This window comes from Serratia oryzae (assembly GCF_001976145.1).
In the GTDB taxonomy this organism is placed as follows: domain Bacteria; phylum Pseudomonadota; class Gammaproteobacteria; order Enterobacterales; family Enterobacteriaceae; genus Chania; species Chania oryzae.
The window spans coordinates 188,703-203,012 of sequence record NZ_MOXD01000005.1 but is presented as its reverse complement, the minus strand read 5'-3'; the positions used below and the strand labels follow the sequence as shown (position 1 = coordinate 203,012).

At 53.9% G+C, this 14,310-nt stretch carries 12 protein-coding genes; 10 read left to right on the top strand and 2 right to left on the bottom strand.

What is annotated here, in order from left to right; translation table 11 throughout:
• Positions 1 to 1,407 (bottom strand): 2-oxoadipate dioxygenase/decarboxylase HglS, encoded by a 1,407-nt coding sequence (hglS, locus tag BMI79_RS11260; protein WP_076942232.1) that lies wholly within the window; start codon positions 1,405 to 1,407, stop codon positions 1 to 3.
• Positions 1,408 to 1,974: 567 nt separating this feature from the next.
• Here hglS and cspE point away from each other — a divergent pair.
• The 6 genes from cspE (at position 1,975) to BMI79_RS11225 (ending at position 6,045) form a co-directional block, all read left to right on the top strand.
• Positions 1,975 to 2,184 carry a transcription antiterminator/RNA stability regulator CspE gene (cspE, locus tag BMI79_RS11250; protein WP_037393997.1) on the top strand — a complete coding sequence of 70 codons (210 nt, stop codon included), beginning with the start codon at positions 1,975 to 1,977 and terminating at the stop codon, positions 2,182 to 2,184.
• A gap of 224 nt (positions 2,185 to 2,408) precedes the next feature.
• Entirely contained in the window at positions 2,409 to 2,630 is a 222-nt protein-coding gene (locus BMI79_RS11245; protein WP_076942230.1) for a cold-shock protein, read from the top strand.
• A gap of 110 nt (positions 2,631 to 2,740) precedes the next feature.
• The gene (locus tag BMI79_RS11240; RefSeq protein WP_076942229.1) at positions 2,741 to 3,958 is read left to right on the top strand and encodes a winged helix-turn-helix domain-containing protein; all 1,218 of its coding nucleotides are present in this window, start codon (positions 2,741 to 2,743) and stop codon (positions 3,956 to 3,958) included.
• A 113-nt stretch (positions 3,959 to 4,071) separates the two neighbouring features.
• Positions 4,072 to 4,254 (top strand): Trm112 family protein, encoded by a 183-nt coding sequence (locus tag BMI79_RS11235; protein ID WP_076942228.1) that lies wholly within the window; start codon positions 4,072 to 4,074, stop codon positions 4,252 to 4,254.
• Positions 4,251 to 5,000 carry a 3-deoxy-manno-octulosonate cytidylyltransferase gene (kdsB, locus tag BMI79_RS11230; protein WP_076942227.1) on the top strand — a complete coding sequence of 250 codons (750 nt, stop codon included), beginning with the start codon at positions 4,251 to 4,253 and terminating at the stop codon, positions 4,998 to 5,000. The genes BMI79_RS11235 and kdsB overlap by 4 nt, the downstream gene beginning before the upstream one ends.
• A 148-nt stretch (positions 5,001 to 5,148) precedes the next feature.
• Positions 5,149 to 6,045 carry a YcbJ family phosphotransferase gene (locus tag BMI79_RS11225; protein ID WP_076942226.1) on the top strand — a complete coding sequence of 299 codons (897 nt, stop codon included), beginning with the start codon at positions 5,149 to 5,151 and terminating at the stop codon, positions 6,043 to 6,045.
• Here BMI79_RS11225 and elyC read toward each other — a convergent pair whose 3' ends face one another.
• Entirely contained in the window at positions 6,046 to 6,825 is a 780-nt protein-coding gene (elyC, locus tag BMI79_RS11220) for an envelope biogenesis factor ElyC (RefSeq protein ID WP_076942225.1), read from the bottom strand.
• 151 nt (positions 6,826 to 6,976) lie between these two features.
• Between elyC and cmoM the strand changes: the two genes are divergently transcribed.
• From cmoM to mukB, 4 genes are read left to right on the top strand one after another with little or no spacing between them, the layout of a single operon-like run.
• Positions 6,977 to 7,762: a tRNA uridine 5-oxyacetic acid(34) methyltransferase CmoM gene (gene cmoM, locus BMI79_RS11215; RefSeq protein WP_076942372.1), complete on the top strand. Its 786-nt coding sequence runs from the start codon at positions 6,977 to 6,979 to the stop codon at positions 7,760 to 7,762.
• Positions 7,759 to 9,081 (top strand): chromosome partition protein MukF, encoded by a 1,323-nt coding sequence (gene mukF / locus BMI79_RS11210; RefSeq protein ID WP_076942224.1) that lies wholly within the window; start codon positions 7,759 to 7,761, stop codon positions 9,079 to 9,081. Before cmoM ends, mukF begins: the two co-directional genes overlap by 4 nt.
• Complete coding sequence (mukE, locus tag BMI79_RS11205) at positions 9,062 to 9,790, top strand: chromosome partition protein MukE (protein ID WP_076942223.1); 729 nt, start codon at positions 9,062 to 9,064, stop codon at positions 9,788 to 9,790. The genes mukF and mukE overlap by 20 nt, the downstream gene beginning before the upstream one ends.
• Entirely contained in the window at positions 9,787 to 14,241 is a 4,455-nt protein-coding gene (mukB, locus tag BMI79_RS11200) for a chromosome partition protein MukB (RefSeq protein WP_076942222.1), read from the top strand. The genes mukE and mukB overlap by 4 nt, the downstream gene beginning before the upstream one ends.
• Positions 14,242 to 14,310: the final 69 nt, after the last annotated feature.

Genomic DNA, 14,310 nt, shown 5'->3' with positions numbered 1-14,310 from the left:
TCAGGCTTCCAGTTTGTATACTCCTAATGCTTCCGCACAGGTCTGTAACGAACGCTGTTGCGTCTGCTGATACAGTTCTAACTCATCAATCACTTCTGCGCCTAATGCCTGTTCAAATGTGGTGCGGCTTGATGCCGTGCCGTATTGCGTATGGTGGCTATCACCAAGGTTGGACTGGAAAATGCCAGCAGCACTGACCGGCAGAAAATCCTCATAAACCAAGGGTTGGAAGCGGACGTAATCAAGCGCGATAAGCTGCTCCAGAGAGCTGTTCTTATCCAGAGTCTCTTTAGCGGCCAGGCCGCATTCTGTCGGGAAATAACGGAACCATGCCAAGCGTTGCTCGCGCAGTGCAGCATAATCATCGGGAAATGCCTGAAAATGCTCAGCCAGTAATTGATTGTATTGCACCGCATTCTTTTCAGTGGCAGGAGCTTGCAATGCATCGTGAGTAGCCTGTAACAGCCGATCGTAAAGCGCGCGCCCTTTTGGGGTAAGCGCAATTCCTCGCTGCTCAATTTCACCAAAGCGTGCTGTATGATGCCCGGCGACTTCGTGGCCATCATGTTCAATAAAGGCAACATCTTCTTCTAACGCCTTGAAACTGGTCTGGCGCAGCAGAATAGGGCAGTTGCGTGGTGGCGGGCCTTCAATCACCGCTTTTGGAGTAATGCCGCGCTGTGGCATCGCCAGTTGCACACGATCGATATCCAACGTACGCGGCGTCAGATGATTGATGTGTGGGCCTTTGAAAGCGACTACGTCGGCGATCAGGCGGTGTTGATCGTGTAACTGCTGATATTCATCGGCGCTTACCGTCGCCTGACTGTGCCAGCGGAAGGTTTCTAGCGCTTGTACAATAAATTCTTGTGCCTGCTCTTCATCCAAACCGCCTTGCGCCTCATGTAGCGTAATCAACTCCAACGCGCGCTCAGTAAAAATACGGCGGCGGGCTAACAACTGTTGAGCCAACTCACGTAGCTGCGCATTCTCGATCAGTTCCAGCCGTAACAACGAGGTAAATACCCGAAATGGGCTAAGCTGCAGTGCAGTTTCATGCACGGCACGAAACGCGGTTGAGTGAACAGGCACACCGGCAACGGCAAGGTCATAGTAACCCACGGGGGACATCCCCATAACCGCAAACAGACGCCGTAATGTCTTCAGCTCTTCCGCCGTACCTACGCGGATAGCGCCATGACGCTCCATAGCCAGGCGATTGATTTCCCCAGTGATTTGTAACTGGTTGGCCAGTATGGCGTCTTCACTCAGAACTTGCCGATTAGTCTCTGCTACGAGTTCGACCAGTGCGCCATACAATGGCACTTCTTTTTGATACATGATCGACATTGCCTTGGAAAATCTGGCACGGATCTCATTCGATGAGACGAACTGCTGGGCAGTCATGCGCATAACTCCTTCGATAAGTTAAAGCCTGAACAATGTGGTTTACTATTGGTTATACCCAAAATAATTCGAGTTGTTTGTAGGCGGCAAGCAGCGAAGGCCCCAGGAGCATAGTCCACTCTGTGACTGGGGGGACGGTGCGCGGCCAATACCCAAGCAACGTGAAGTATGAAGGGTATGGAGGGGCACTTACCTTGTTTTCACCCAAAGTTTAGCCAGCTTGATCGGGATTTGTTATGGATTGGCTAACGATATTAGAGTTTTATGCGTCAGCTCTCATTTGATTTTGCCGATGAGGGAATTGAAGGGGGGAGCATCTGCAGGAGGTGAGAAAATTTTGTGACAAACCTCTTGTATTGAGGTCGATTTTATGAGTAAATGCAACTCGGCCTGTGATGCAGACCTATTTATGTTCGAGTTTAGAGTTAAGCAGTTCCTCGCAAAAACGTTATCATCTGATTCCGCTTCAAAGACGAACCTTCTAAGTACCTCCCATAAGTAATGATTCTGAAAACGGCCAAATTGCCTTATGGCAGATTGTGTAAATATATTTAAAAGGTAATAGTAATGTCTAAGAAGATGGGTCAGGTTAAGTGGTTCAACGAAAGCAAAGGTTTTGGTTTCATTGAGCAACAAGACGGCGGTAAAGATGTGTTCGTACACTTCTCCGCTATTATGACCGATGGTTTCAAGACCCTGGCAGAAGGCCAGCGTGTTGAATACACCATTCAGGACAGCCCGCGTGGGCCGGCTGCCGCTAACGTTGTTGCTCTGTAAATCCACAGGGAATAACGTATAGAGAACGAAATACAACCATAACGATGCATGTATGCTGAGTTATTGCGGAAGATATTGAGTTCAAACAAGCCCGCCAACGTGCGGGTTTTTTATTTTTTTGCTCACGAGAGGTTTGTTACGAGAAACTTTAGGATGGGCTTATAGCATCCAGACAATAATAAAAATGACCTTGTCAGGGATGCTCAAGTGAAAGGAACTAAATGATGTTTAAAAATACTGTGTTAAAAATGGGCCGTGTGAAATGGTTTAATCAGAGCGAAGGCTATGGTGTTATTTCCCCGGTTGATGGTAGTGACGAAATTTATGTTAGCCGCCGTGCTATCGCCAATACCAAGAATAAATCGTTAAATGAAGGTCAGAACGTCGAGTTCTCGATCTATCGTAGCTCTCACGGGCTGTCTGCGGCAGACGTTATCGCGTTCTGACCCACCTCTTCCTCGCCAGTGCCGGTGCCGCCACCCCCATGCACTGGCGAAGAAAAATTCTCTAATATCCTTTATTATCTGGCGATTGTTCAATCACCCGAGATATCAGGATGCCAACCCCGGTTATTCCACTCTCCTCTGCCCGCGCGCTTCATCTTGCCGCTCAAGGGCTGCTGTCCCCCGTTAAACGCAAAGCCAGACCCGCAGATGTGATCAGCGCCATAGAGCGTATGGGGTTGCTGCAAATCGATACGATCAGCGTCGTTGCGCGTAGCCCTTATCTGGTGCTGTTCAGCCGCCTGGGTGATTATCAGCCAGAATGGTTGGAACAGGCTTTAGCCGCTCGCCAACTGTTTGAGTATTGGGCACATGAGGCCTGTTTCCTCCCCATTGATGATTTCGGGTTGCTGCGTCACCGCATGCTGGATCCGCAGGGGATGGGGTGGAAGCATTCGCAAGAGTGGGTGAACAAACACCATGCTGCCATTGAAGCGCTGTTGCAACACGTTGCGGCCCAAGGCCCGGTGCGCTCGGCAGATTTTACGGCCGAAAAGAGAGGCGCTAATGGCTGGTGGGACTGGAAGCCGGAAAAACGTCATCTTGAGATCCTGTTCACCACCGGCAAGCTGATGGTGGCCGAGCGCCGTAACTTTCATCGCGTCTACGATCTTACCCAACGGTTACTGCCTGACTGGGATGACAATGCCCACGCTTTACCACAGGCCGCAGCGCAGCAGGAAATGTTGCGCCGTAGTTGTCGCTATCTGGGCATTTTTAGAGCCGAATGGCTGGCGGATTATTATCGCTTAAAGCGTGTAACCCCTAAAAAGTTGCTGGAAACCCTGGTACAGCAAGAGGAAATTTCGCCGGTCAACATCGATGGGCTGGACGGCGAATTCTATGTGCATCAGTCGTTGGCCGCCGAGTTGGCATTGGCTGAACAAGGAAAACTGAAGTCCAGCGTAACCAGCTTACTTTCTCCTTTTGATCCCGTGGTGTGGGATCGCCGCCGTGCGCTGGAGCTGTTTGACTTTGATTACCGGCTGGAATGTTACACGCCAAAAGAAAAGCGCCAGTATGGCTACTTCACGCTGCCGTTGTTGCAGCGTGGGGAACTGATTGGCCGGGTTGATGCAAAAATGCACCGCAAGCAGGGCGTGTTTGAGATTATCAGTTTTCACCTGCAGCCAAAAACCAAGCTGAATAAACAGCGTTGCCAGGATATCCGGCAGGCCATCACCCGCACGGCGAAGTGGCATGGCGCGCAACAGGTCAGCCTGGGGGACATCCCCGCCCCGTTGGCAGCGGAATGGGCGACAGGCTGGTAGGTGGCATAACGGATGCAACCATCGCCTAGTAAATCAGGCGGTGATTAACCTGCCCTATAGCGTTATGCTATCCTCACGCACTTTCCTTGATGCCTATATCCCTTGGAGGAAGCATGGATCACCGTTTACTCGAAATCGTTGCCTGCCCGATCTGCAACGGTAAGCTCTATTTCAATAAAGAAAACCAGGAACTGGTCTGCAAAGTGGACGGTCTGGCTTATCCACTGCGTGATGGTATTCCGGTGTTGCTGGAAAACGAAGCGCGTTCCCTGTCAATGGATGAGAAACACGCATGAGTTTTATCGCTATTATTCCTGCCCGTTACGCTTCCACCCGTTTGCCGGGTAAACCGCTTGCCGATATTCACGGTAAGCCGATGGTGGTACACGTGATGGAACGCGCGCGAGAATCCGGTGCTTCTCGCGTGATTGTTGCCACCGATCACCCTGAGGTTGCCAAAGCGGTGGAAGCCGCAGGCGGTGAAGTCTGCATGACCAGCCCCGATCACCACTCAGGCACCGAACGTTTGGCAGAAGTGATCGAAAAATGTGGCTTTACCGACGATCAAATCATCGTCAACGTGCAGGGCGACGAACCGTTGATACCGCCGGTGATCGTCCGCCAGGTGGCCGAGAACCTGGCGTCTTGCGAGGCTGGCATGGCAACGCTGGCTGTGCCGATCGAAACCGCGGAAGAGGCGTTTAACCCTAATGCGGTCAAGGTAGTAATGGATGCGCAGGGCTATGCGCTCTATTTCTCGCGTGCCACCATTCCGTGGGATCGTGAACGTTTTGCCCAATCGAGAGACAGCATTGGCAACAGCCTGCTGCGCCATATCGGCATTTATGCCTACCGAGCCGGGTTTGTGCGTCGTTACGTGAGTTGGCAGCCCAGCCAGCTTGAGCAGATCGAACTGCTGGAACAACTCCGTGTGCTGTGGTACGGCGAGAAAATCCACGTTGCGGTGGCAAAAGCCATTCCGAGCGTAGGCGTTGATACTCCCGAAGATCTGCAGCGTGTGCGTGACAGCATTAAAAACTGATTTTTGCGGCTATTTTGTCGGCCAGATCACTCTGGCCGTTTTATCTTATGTCCTTTTATCTTCATTTTTTTGATCTGCGTTGAAGAATTTCGTCGTTCACCGTTCAATGATGTAGGGCGCTTTTCCTTAACCTAGAGGGTTTTGCCCAATGGAGCAGTTGCGTGCTGAATTGAGTGTGGTGCTGGGTGAATCAATCAGTCGCCTGGAACGTGTCAGTGAGCAGCCTTATGCACATATGTATTCGCTGTATGATCAACATGATCATGCGATTCCGTTGATGGCGAAGAGCTTTGTCTGTGAGGGGATCGCGCAGCAGGAGGCCTATAAGCTTTCCATGCTGGCACGTGAGGGGGATATCCGTCTGCCGACGGTTTATGGCATGGTGTACAGCCACCAATCCTCCTACAAAGAAATTCTGCTGATTGAGCGCCTGCGCGGCGTTTCGGTTGAGGCACCTACCCGAACTCCCGATCGTTGGGACATGCTGATGGACCAGATCATTGATGGTGTGCTGGCTTGGCATCGTATTGATAGCCATGGCTGCGTCGGCACGGTAGACAGCACACAGGAAAACGACTGGTTTTGCTGGTATCAGCAGCGTGTCGAAGTGCTGTGGTCAACGCTCAGTAATCTCAATTCGCCGCTGTTTACCATGGCCGATCGTCGTTTGCTTTACCGCACGCGCGAAGCGTTACCTCATTTTTTTGCCGATTTTGACGATCCCTGCGTGCTGGTGCACGGCAACCTTTCGTTACGCAGCATGCTGAAAGATGCCAAAACCGATCAACTGCTGGCGATGCTCAATCCGGGCATGATGCTGTGGGCTCCACGGGAGTACGAGCTGTTCAGGCTGTGCGAAGCCGGGATGCCGGATCAATTGTTGTTCCGCTACCTGCAACGCGCACCGGTGGCGGAACAGTTTCTGGTGCGCCGCTGGCTGTATGTGGTGTGGGAAGCGGTGGGCCGGATGATTCACACCGGCAAGCTGGATCGCCAGTTGTTCGATCAGGCGGCCAAACAGCTGCTGCCCTGGCTTGCCGATTGATTACTGCGAGTCTGGCGTTGCTTCACGATCCCCTTTTAATTGCTGCCACAGGCTGCCAAGGGTTTCATACACCGCGCGTTCACTGTGGCCAAGGAACGTGGAGGAGGGCATAACTCGATCCCAAATGTTGAGCGGAGAACTGATCGCCATTTGGTTAGCCGGTGCCGGGATTGGGTGCAAGCCTTGGGCTGTGAAGAAGCGCATCGCACGCGGCAGATGATTGGCAGAGGTCACCAGAATAAATGGTTTCTCTCCCACTAAATTAGCCACTTGCGCGGCTTCCTGTTCCGTATCCAACGGGCGATCCAGAATAACGATATCGCTGTGCGGCACCCCCAGGCTTTCTGCCACCCGTGCTGCGGTTTCGGCATTGCTCAAGGTTTTGGCCCCGCGCGCGCCGGTAAACACCATCTTGCTACCGGGATGAGAGAGGTATAGCCTGACACCCTCCGTGACCCGAGGCAGGCTGTTGCCGATCAGATTTGAGCTGGGAGCCCAGTCTGGGTTGAAGGTGTAACCGCCGCCCAGTACAACCACGTAGTCAACCCGATCGCTACCGCGGTAAGTCGCGTAGGTGGATTCGAGTGGCCGCAGTAAACGATCGGCTACCGGCTGCAGGCTTAGGAGCAGTAAAAATAGCCAACTCAGGCTCAAAATAGCTTTGCCGCTTTTTTGCCAACGGGTAAACCACAGCAGCAGTAGCGCCAATCCCATCAATAAAAGCAAGGCGGGTAACGGCATTAACAGGTTGCCGATGAACTTTTTCAGGTTAAACAGCATCAAAAATCAGGTCCTTTTGGGCGAAAAAACGACATCTGGGCGCAATCATGCCGCTAGAAGATTTATTCTAAGCCAGTCTGTGCCAAAATAGCAGGTTTGAATGGGCAAGTGCTTGCCTCAGGCCAAGATGAAATCAGCGGAGCCGTTGTCCATGCAGGATCGCAATTTTGACGATATTGCGGAGAAGTTTGCGCGTAATATTTACGGCACGACCAAGGGGAAAATCCGCCAGGCGGTGGTTTGGCAGGATCTAACCGCACTGCTGGCAAAATTGCCGCAGCGGCCACTGCGCATTCTGGATGCTGGCGGGGGTGAAGGCCATATGGCCTGCCAGTTGGCCGAATTAGGACATCAGGTGTTGTTGTGCGATCTTTCTGGTGAGATGATCCAACGCGCTGCCCTGTTGGCAGAGCAGAAAGGTGTGAGCCAGAACATGCAATTTATACAAAGTTCGGCACAAGACATCGGGCAACACTTGGAACAGCCGGTTGATCTGATATTGTTCCATGCTGTTTTGGAATGGATCGCCGAGCCGCAGGCGGCATTGGCGGCGTTATTTAACTGCCTGTTGCCGGGAGGAGCGCTTTCGCTGATGTTCTTTAATGCTAACGGCCTTCTAATGCGCAACGTGGTGCTGGGGAATTTCCAACTGGTGGATCCCGAGGTCCGCAGGCGCCGCAAGCGTTCTTTGTCGCCACAATATCCGCATAGCCCGCCCCAGGTGTACGCGTGGTTGGAACAGCTGGGGATGCAGATTTCAGGGAAAACCGGCGTGAGGGTTTTCCATGACTATCTGCAAAGCAGACAATTGCAGACACAGAAATTTGAAGAGTTACTGGCGCTTGAACAGCTTTATTGCCGGCAGGAGCCGTATGTGAGTTTGGGGCGTTATATTCACGTGATGGCGCATAAACCAAACCTGAAGGACGAACTATGAGTGAATTTTCCCAGACAGTACCCGAACTGGTTGCCTGGGCACGGAAAAATGATTTCTCTATTTCGCTCCCCACTGAGCGTCTTGCATTCTTGCTGGCTATTGCCACGTTAAATGGCGAGCGGCTGGACGGTGAGATGAGTGAAGGTGAGCTGGTTGATGCATTTCGCCATGTCAGTAAAGGTTTTGAGCAGACCCATGAAACGGTCGCCATGCGTGCGAACAATGCGATCAACGATATGGTGCGCCAGCGCCTGTTGAACCGTTTTGTCAGCGAACTGGCGGATGGCAATGCCATCTATCGCCTGACCCCGCTGGGCATCGGTATTACTGACTATTACATCCGTCAGCGTGAGTTTTCGACCCTGCGCCTTTCCATGCAACTGTCTATCGTGGCGGAAGAGCTCAAGCGCGCCGCCGATGCCGCCGAAGAGGGCGGTGATGATTTCCACTGGCACCGCAATGTGTTTGCTCCCCTGAAGTATTCGGTGGCTGAGATCTTTGACAGTATCGATCTGACGCAGCGCCTGATGGATGAACAGCAGCAGAGCGTAAAAGAAGACATTGCCGCTCTGTTGAACAAGGATTGGCGCGCGGCGATCTCCAGCTGCGAGATGCTGCTGTCAGAAACCTCGGGAACCTTGCGTGAACTGCAGGATACGCTGGAAGCCGCAGGTGATAAGCTGCAGGCTAATCTGCTGCGCATTCAGGACGCAACGCAGGGCGGAATGGAGCTGGGCTTCGTCGATAAGCTGGTATTTGACCTGCAAAGCAAGCTGGACCGTATTATCAGTTGGGGCCAACAGGCGATTGATCTGTGGATCGGTTATGATCGCCACGTTCACAAATTTATTCGTACCGCCATCGATATGGATAAAAACCGCGTATTCGCCCAGCGTTTGCGCCAGTCGGTGCAAAACTACTTCGACAACCCTTGGACGCTGACCCACGCTAATGCCGATCGTCTGTTCGATATGCGCGATGAAGAGTTGGCGTTGCGCAGTGAAGAAGTCACCGGGGAACTGCCGCCCGATCTGGAATATGAAGAGTTCAGCGAAATTCGTGAGCAACTGGCAGCGATGATCGAACAGGCACTGCAGGTCTATAAAGAGCAGAAAATGCCGCTCAACTTAGGGGCGGTAATGCGCGATTATCTGGCGCAATATCCGCGTGCACGTCACTTCGACGTCGCTCGCATAGTGGTCGACCAGGCAGTGCGCCTTGGTGTGGCTGAAGCTGATTTTTCAGGGTTGCCAGCACAGTGGCAGGCAATCAATGATTACGGAGCCAAGGTACAGGCCCATGTCATCGACAAATATTGAACAAGTAATGCCAGTCAAGCTGGCCAAGGCACTGTCGAACACGCTGTTTCCGGCGCTCGACAGCCAACTGCGCGCGGGGCGCCACATCGGTATCGATGAGCTGGACAACCACGCTTTCTTAATGGACTTCCAGGACGAGCTGGAAGAATTCTATGCCCGTTACAGCGTTGAGCTGATTCGCGCGCCGGAAGGTTTCTTCTATCTGCGCCCGCGCTCCACCACGCTGATCCCGCGCTCGGTGCTTTCCGAGCTGGATATGATGGTCGGCAAGATCCTGTGTTATCTCTACCTCAGCCCGGAGCGCCTGGCGCACGAAGGCATCTTCAGCCAGCAAGAGCTGTACGAAGAGCTATTGAGCCTGGCAGATGAGAATAAACTGCTGAAGTTCGTTAACCAGCGTTCAACCGGTTCGGATTTGGATCGGCAAAAGCTGCATGAAAAAGTGCGTTCATCGCTGAACCGCCTGCGCCGCCTCGGCATGGTGTATTTCATGGGTAACGACAGCAGCAAGTTCCGCATTACTGAAGCGGTATTCCGCTTTGGTGCCGACGTGCGCAGCGGTGACGATCCGCGCGAAGCCCAGTTGCGGATGATCCGTGACGGTGAAGCGATGTCGGTGGAAAACAGCCTGTCGCTGAATGATGAGAGCGAGGCGGAAGACGCGCAGACAGATAACGCCATAGACAGTGCAGAGGATGAACAGGAATGATTGAACGCGGTAAATTTCGCTCACTGACGCTGGTTAACTGGAACGGTTTCTTCGCTCGAACCTTTGATCTGGATGAGTTGGTCACCACCCTGTCTGGGGGCAACGGGGCGGGTAAATCCACCACCATGGCGGCGTTCGTTACCGCGCTGATCCCCGATCTGACGTTGCTGCACTTCCGTAACACCACCGAGGCGGGGGCCACCAGTGGTTCACGTGACAAAGGGTTGCACGGTAAGCTGCGCGCCGGTGTCTGTTATTCCACGCTGGACGTGGTGAACTCACGCCATCAGCGTGTGTTGGTGGGGGTGCGCCTGCAGCAGGTGGCGGGGCGCGATCGTAAGGTCGATATCAAGCCATTCACCATTCAGGGCCTGCCGACGGCGGTACAGCCCACCGAATTACTGACCCAGACCGTGGGTGAGCGCCAGGCGCGCGTGCTGTCGTTGCAGGAGCTGAAAGAGCGCGTCGAAGAGATGGAAGGGGTGCAGTTCAAGCAGTTCAACTCCATCACCGATTACCACTCCTTGATGTTTGACCTGGGGGTGATCCCGAAACGCCTGCGTTCTTCCGCCGATCGCAGCAAGTTTTATCGCCTGATCGAAGCCTCGCTCTATGGTGGCATCTCTAGCGCCATTACCCGCTCTCTGCGTGACTACCTGTTGCCGGAAAACAGCGGGGTACGCAAAGCGTTCCAGGATATGGAAGCTGCGCTGCGTGAGAACCGCATGACGCTGGAGGCGATCCGCGTTACTCAGTCAGACCGCGATCTGTTCAAACATTTAATCTCTGAGGCGACATCTTACGTTGCCGCCGACTATATGCGCCACGCCAATGAACGCCGTATCCATTTGGATAGCGCGCTGGTGTTACGCAGCGATTTGCTGGGCAGCCGCAAACAACTGGCCAGTGAACAGTTCCGCCATGTTGAAATGGCGCGCGAACTGGCCGAGCAAAGCGGGGCCGAATCTGATCTGGAAACCGATTATCAGGCAGCCAGCGATCACCTTAATCTGGTGCAGACGGCGATGCGCCAGCAGGAAAAGATCGAGCGCTATGAAGCCGATCTGGAAGAGCTGACCTACCGCCTGGAAGAACAGAATGAAGTGGTGGCGGAAGCCGGTGAACAGCAGGCGGAAAATGAAGCACGAGCCGAAGCTGCCGAGTTGGAAGTGGATGAGCTGAAAAGCCAGCTTGCCGATTATCAACAGGCTCTGGACGTGCAGCAGACCCGTGCGATCCAATACCAGCAGGCATTGCAGGCGCTGGAGCGCGCCCGTGCGCTGTGCCTGGTGCCGGAACTGACCGCCGAAAACGCGGAAGAGTGGCTGGAGACCTTCCAGGCGCGCGAGCAGGAAGCCACTGAAGCCCTGCTGCTGCTGGAGCAGAAACTGAGCGTGGCGGATGCCGCCCACAGCCAGTTCGAACAAGCCTATCAACTGGTGGGGAAAATTGCCGGTGAAGTGAGCCGCAGTGAAGCCTGGCAAACCGCCCGTGAGCTGTTGCGCGATTGGCCATCACAGCAGCACCAGGCTGAACGTGTGCAGCCGCTGCGTATGCGTTTGAACGAACTGGAACAACGCCTGCGTTCACAACAGGATGCCGAGCGTTTGCTACAGGAATTCTGTAAGCGCCATGGGCAGGAATATCAGCCAGACGAACTCGATGCCGTGCAGCAAGAGCTGGAAGAACGCCTGGAATCGCTGTCACAAAGCGTCAGCGAAGCCGGTGAGCGCCGGATGGAAATGCGCCAAGAACTGGAGCAAATCCAACAGCGTATCAAAGAGCTGACCGCCCGTGCACCAATCTGGTTGGGTGCACAGGATGCCCTGAGCCAACTCAGCGAGCAAAGTGGCGAAACCTTCGCAGATGGTCAGCAAGTCACCGAATACATGCAGCAATTGCTGGAGCGCGAACGTGAAACTACCGTTGAGCGCGACGAAGTGGCTGCGCGCAAACGTGAGATTGAGGCGCAAATTGAACGCCTCAGCCAGCCAAGTGGTGCCGAAGATCAGCGGCTGGTGACGCTGGCCGAGCGTTTCGGCGGCGTCCTGCTGTCAGAGATTTATGACGATGTGACCATCGACGACGCGCCGTATTTCTCCGCGCTGTATGGTCCGTCACGCCATGCGATCGTGGTGCCGGATCTGTCGCTGGTGCGCGAGATGCTGCAAGGGCTTGATGATTGCCCGGAAGATCTCTACCTGATCGAAGGGGATCCACAGTCGTTCGATGACAGCGTATTCGCCGTTGAAGAACATGAAAAAGCGGTGGTGGTGAAGATCGCCGATCGCCAGTGGCGTTACTCGCGTTACCCCGAAGTGCCGTTGTTTGGCCGTGCGGCGCGTGAAAATCGCCTGGAAGTATTATATGCCGAACGCGATAGTTTGGCAGAGCGTTACGCCACGCTGTCGTTTGACGTACAGAAAACCCAGCGTTCTCACCAGGCTTTCAGCCGCTTTATCGGTTCCCATCTGGCGGTGGCGTTTGATGCCGATCCTGAGGCGGAAATCCGCACCATGAACGGCCGCCGTGGTGAGATTGAGCGTTCGCTTAACAACCACGAGGCACAGAATCAGCAGCAGCGTCAGCAGTATGAACAGGCGAAAGAGGGCATTTCCGCGCTGAATCGCCTGATGCCGCTGGTTTCGCTGCTGAATGACGATACGTTGCTGGATCGCGTTGAAGAGATCCGCGAAGAGCTGGAAGAAGCGCAGGATGCCGCGCGTTATATCCAACAGCATGGGGCTTCGCTGGCCAAACTTGAGCCGCTGCTATCAGTGCTGCAAAGCGATCCAGAACAGCATGAACAACTGCAACTGGATTACGCGCAGGCGCAGGCAACGCAGCGTCAGGCCAAGCAGCAAGCCTTTGCGTTGACCGAAGTGGTACAGCGCCGCGCGCACTTCAGCTATACCGACTCCGCCGGTATGCAGAACGCCAACAACGATCTCAATGATAAACTGCGCCAACGGCTGGAACATGCGGAAGCGGAGCGAACCCGCGCCCGTGAGCAATTGCGCCAGTATCAGACCCAGTTTACCCAGTACAGCCAAGTGTTGGCATCGCTGAAAAGTTCCTATGATGCCAAACGCGACATGTTGAAAGAGCTGAGTCAGGAACTGGTGGATATCGGGGTGCAGGCGGATGCCAATGCCGAAGCGCGTGCACGCCAGCGCCGTGATGAACTGCATGCGGCGCTGAGCACCAATCGCACACGCCGTAATCAGTTGGAAAAGCAACTGACCTTCTGTGAAGCGGAAATGGACGGCTTGCAGAAAAAACTGCGCAAGCTGGAGCGTGATTATTACCAACTGCGTGAGCAGGTGGTGACCGCGAAGGCAGGTTGGTGTGCGGTGATGCGCCTGGTGAAAGACAACGGTGTTGAACGTCGCCTGCATCGCCGTGAATTGGCCTATATGGACGCTGATGAGCTGCGTTCCATGTCGGATAAGGCACTGGGGGCGCTGCGTTTGGCGGTGGCGGATAATGAGCACTTGCGCGACGTATTGCGCCTGTCGGAGGATCCTAAACGGCCTGAGCGCAAAATCCAGTTCTACATCGCGGTTTATCAGCACCTGCGCGAGCGTATCCGCCAGGATATTATCCGCACTGACGATCCGGTCGAAGCCATTGAACAGATGGAAATTGAGTTGGGTCGCCTGACGGAAGAACTAACCGCGCGTGAACAGAAGCTGGCGATCAGTTCGAAGAGCGTGGCCAATATCATCCGTAAGACTATCCAGCGTGAGCAGAACCGCATTCGCATGCTCAACCAGGGGTTGCAGGCGGTGTCTTTCGGCCAGGTTAAGAGCGTGCGTTTGAACGTCAACGTGCGCGAAGCCCATGCCACCTTACTGACCGTGCTGTCTGAGCAGCAGGAACAGCATCAGGATCTGTTCAACAGCAACCGCCTGACCTTCTCGGAGGCCTTGGCAAAACTGTATCAGCGTCTGAATCCGCAGATCGATATGGGGCAGCGTACGCCGCAGACCATTGGTGAAGAACTGCTGGATTACCGTAACTACCTGGAGTTGGAAGTGGAAGTCTTCCGTGGTTCCGACGGTTGGTTACGTGCGGAAAGTGGTGCCTTGTCCACCGGGGAAGCGATCGGTACCGGTATGTCGATTCTGGTGATGGTGGTGCAGAGTTGGGAAGAAGAGTCACGCCGTCTGCGCGGTAAAGATATCTCGCCTTGCCGCCTGCTATTCCTGGATGAAGCGGCGCGCCTGGATGCTAAATCTATCGCTACCCTGTTTGAGCTGTGCGATCGTTTGGAAATGCAGTTGATCATTGCTGCACCGGAGAATATCAGCCCGGAAAAAGGCACTACCTATAAACTGGTACGCAAAGTGTTTCAAAATCATGAACATGTGCACGTGGTTGGTTTGCGTGGCTTTGCGCCGGAACAGCCAGCATTGGCCCAGACGGTAGCAGAAACGTCTCAAACTTGAGTAAAAGCACCTTAAAAGTCTGAAAATAGTCACCTTTAGGTGGCTATTTTTTTGCGCTGCGAGGATGAT

Coding starts and splice junctions, on each gene's coding strand:
- kdsB (WP_076942227.1), top strand. CDS start 4,251: ATGAGTTTTATCGCTATTATTCCTGCCCGTTACGCTTCCACCCGTTTG.
- cspE (WP_037393997.1), top strand. CDS start 1,975: ATGTCTAAGAAGATGGGTCAGGTTAAGTGGTTCAACGAAAGCAAAGGT.
- BMI79_RS11225 (WP_076942226.1), top strand. CDS start 5,149: ATGGAGCAGTTGCGTGCTGAATTGAGTGTGGTGCTGGGTGAATCAATC.
- mukF (WP_076942224.1), top strand. CDS start 7,759: ATGAGTGAATTTTCCCAGACAGTACCCGAACTGGTTGCCTGGGCACGG.
- hglS (WP_076942232.1), bottom strand. CDS start 1,407: ATGACTGCCCAGCAGTTCGTCTCATCGAATGAGATCCGTGCCAGATTT.
- mukB (WP_076942222.1), top strand. CDS start 9,787: ATGATTGAACGCGGTAAATTTCGCTCACTGACGCTGGTTAACTGGAAC.
- BMI79_RS11235 (WP_076942228.1), top strand. CDS start 4,072: ATGGATCACCGTTTACTCGAAATCGTTGCCTGCCCGATCTGCAACGGT.
- elyC (WP_076942225.1), bottom strand. CDS start 6,825: ATGCTGTTTAACCTGAAAAAGTTCATCGGCAACCTGTTAATGCCGTTA.
- BMI79_RS11245 (WP_076942230.1), top strand. CDS start 2,409: ATGTTTAAAAATACTGTGTTAAAAATGGGCCGTGTGAAATGGTTTAAT.
- mukE (WP_076942223.1), top strand. CDS start 9,062: ATGTCATCGACAAATATTGAACAAGTAATGCCAGTCAAGCTGGCCAAG.
- BMI79_RS11240 (WP_076942229.1), top strand. CDS start 2,741: ATGCCAACCCCGGTTATTCCACTCTCCTCTGCCCGCGCGCTTCATCTT.
- cmoM (WP_076942372.1), top strand. CDS start 6,977: ATGCAGGATCGCAATTTTGACGATATTGCGGAGAAGTTTGCGCGTAAT.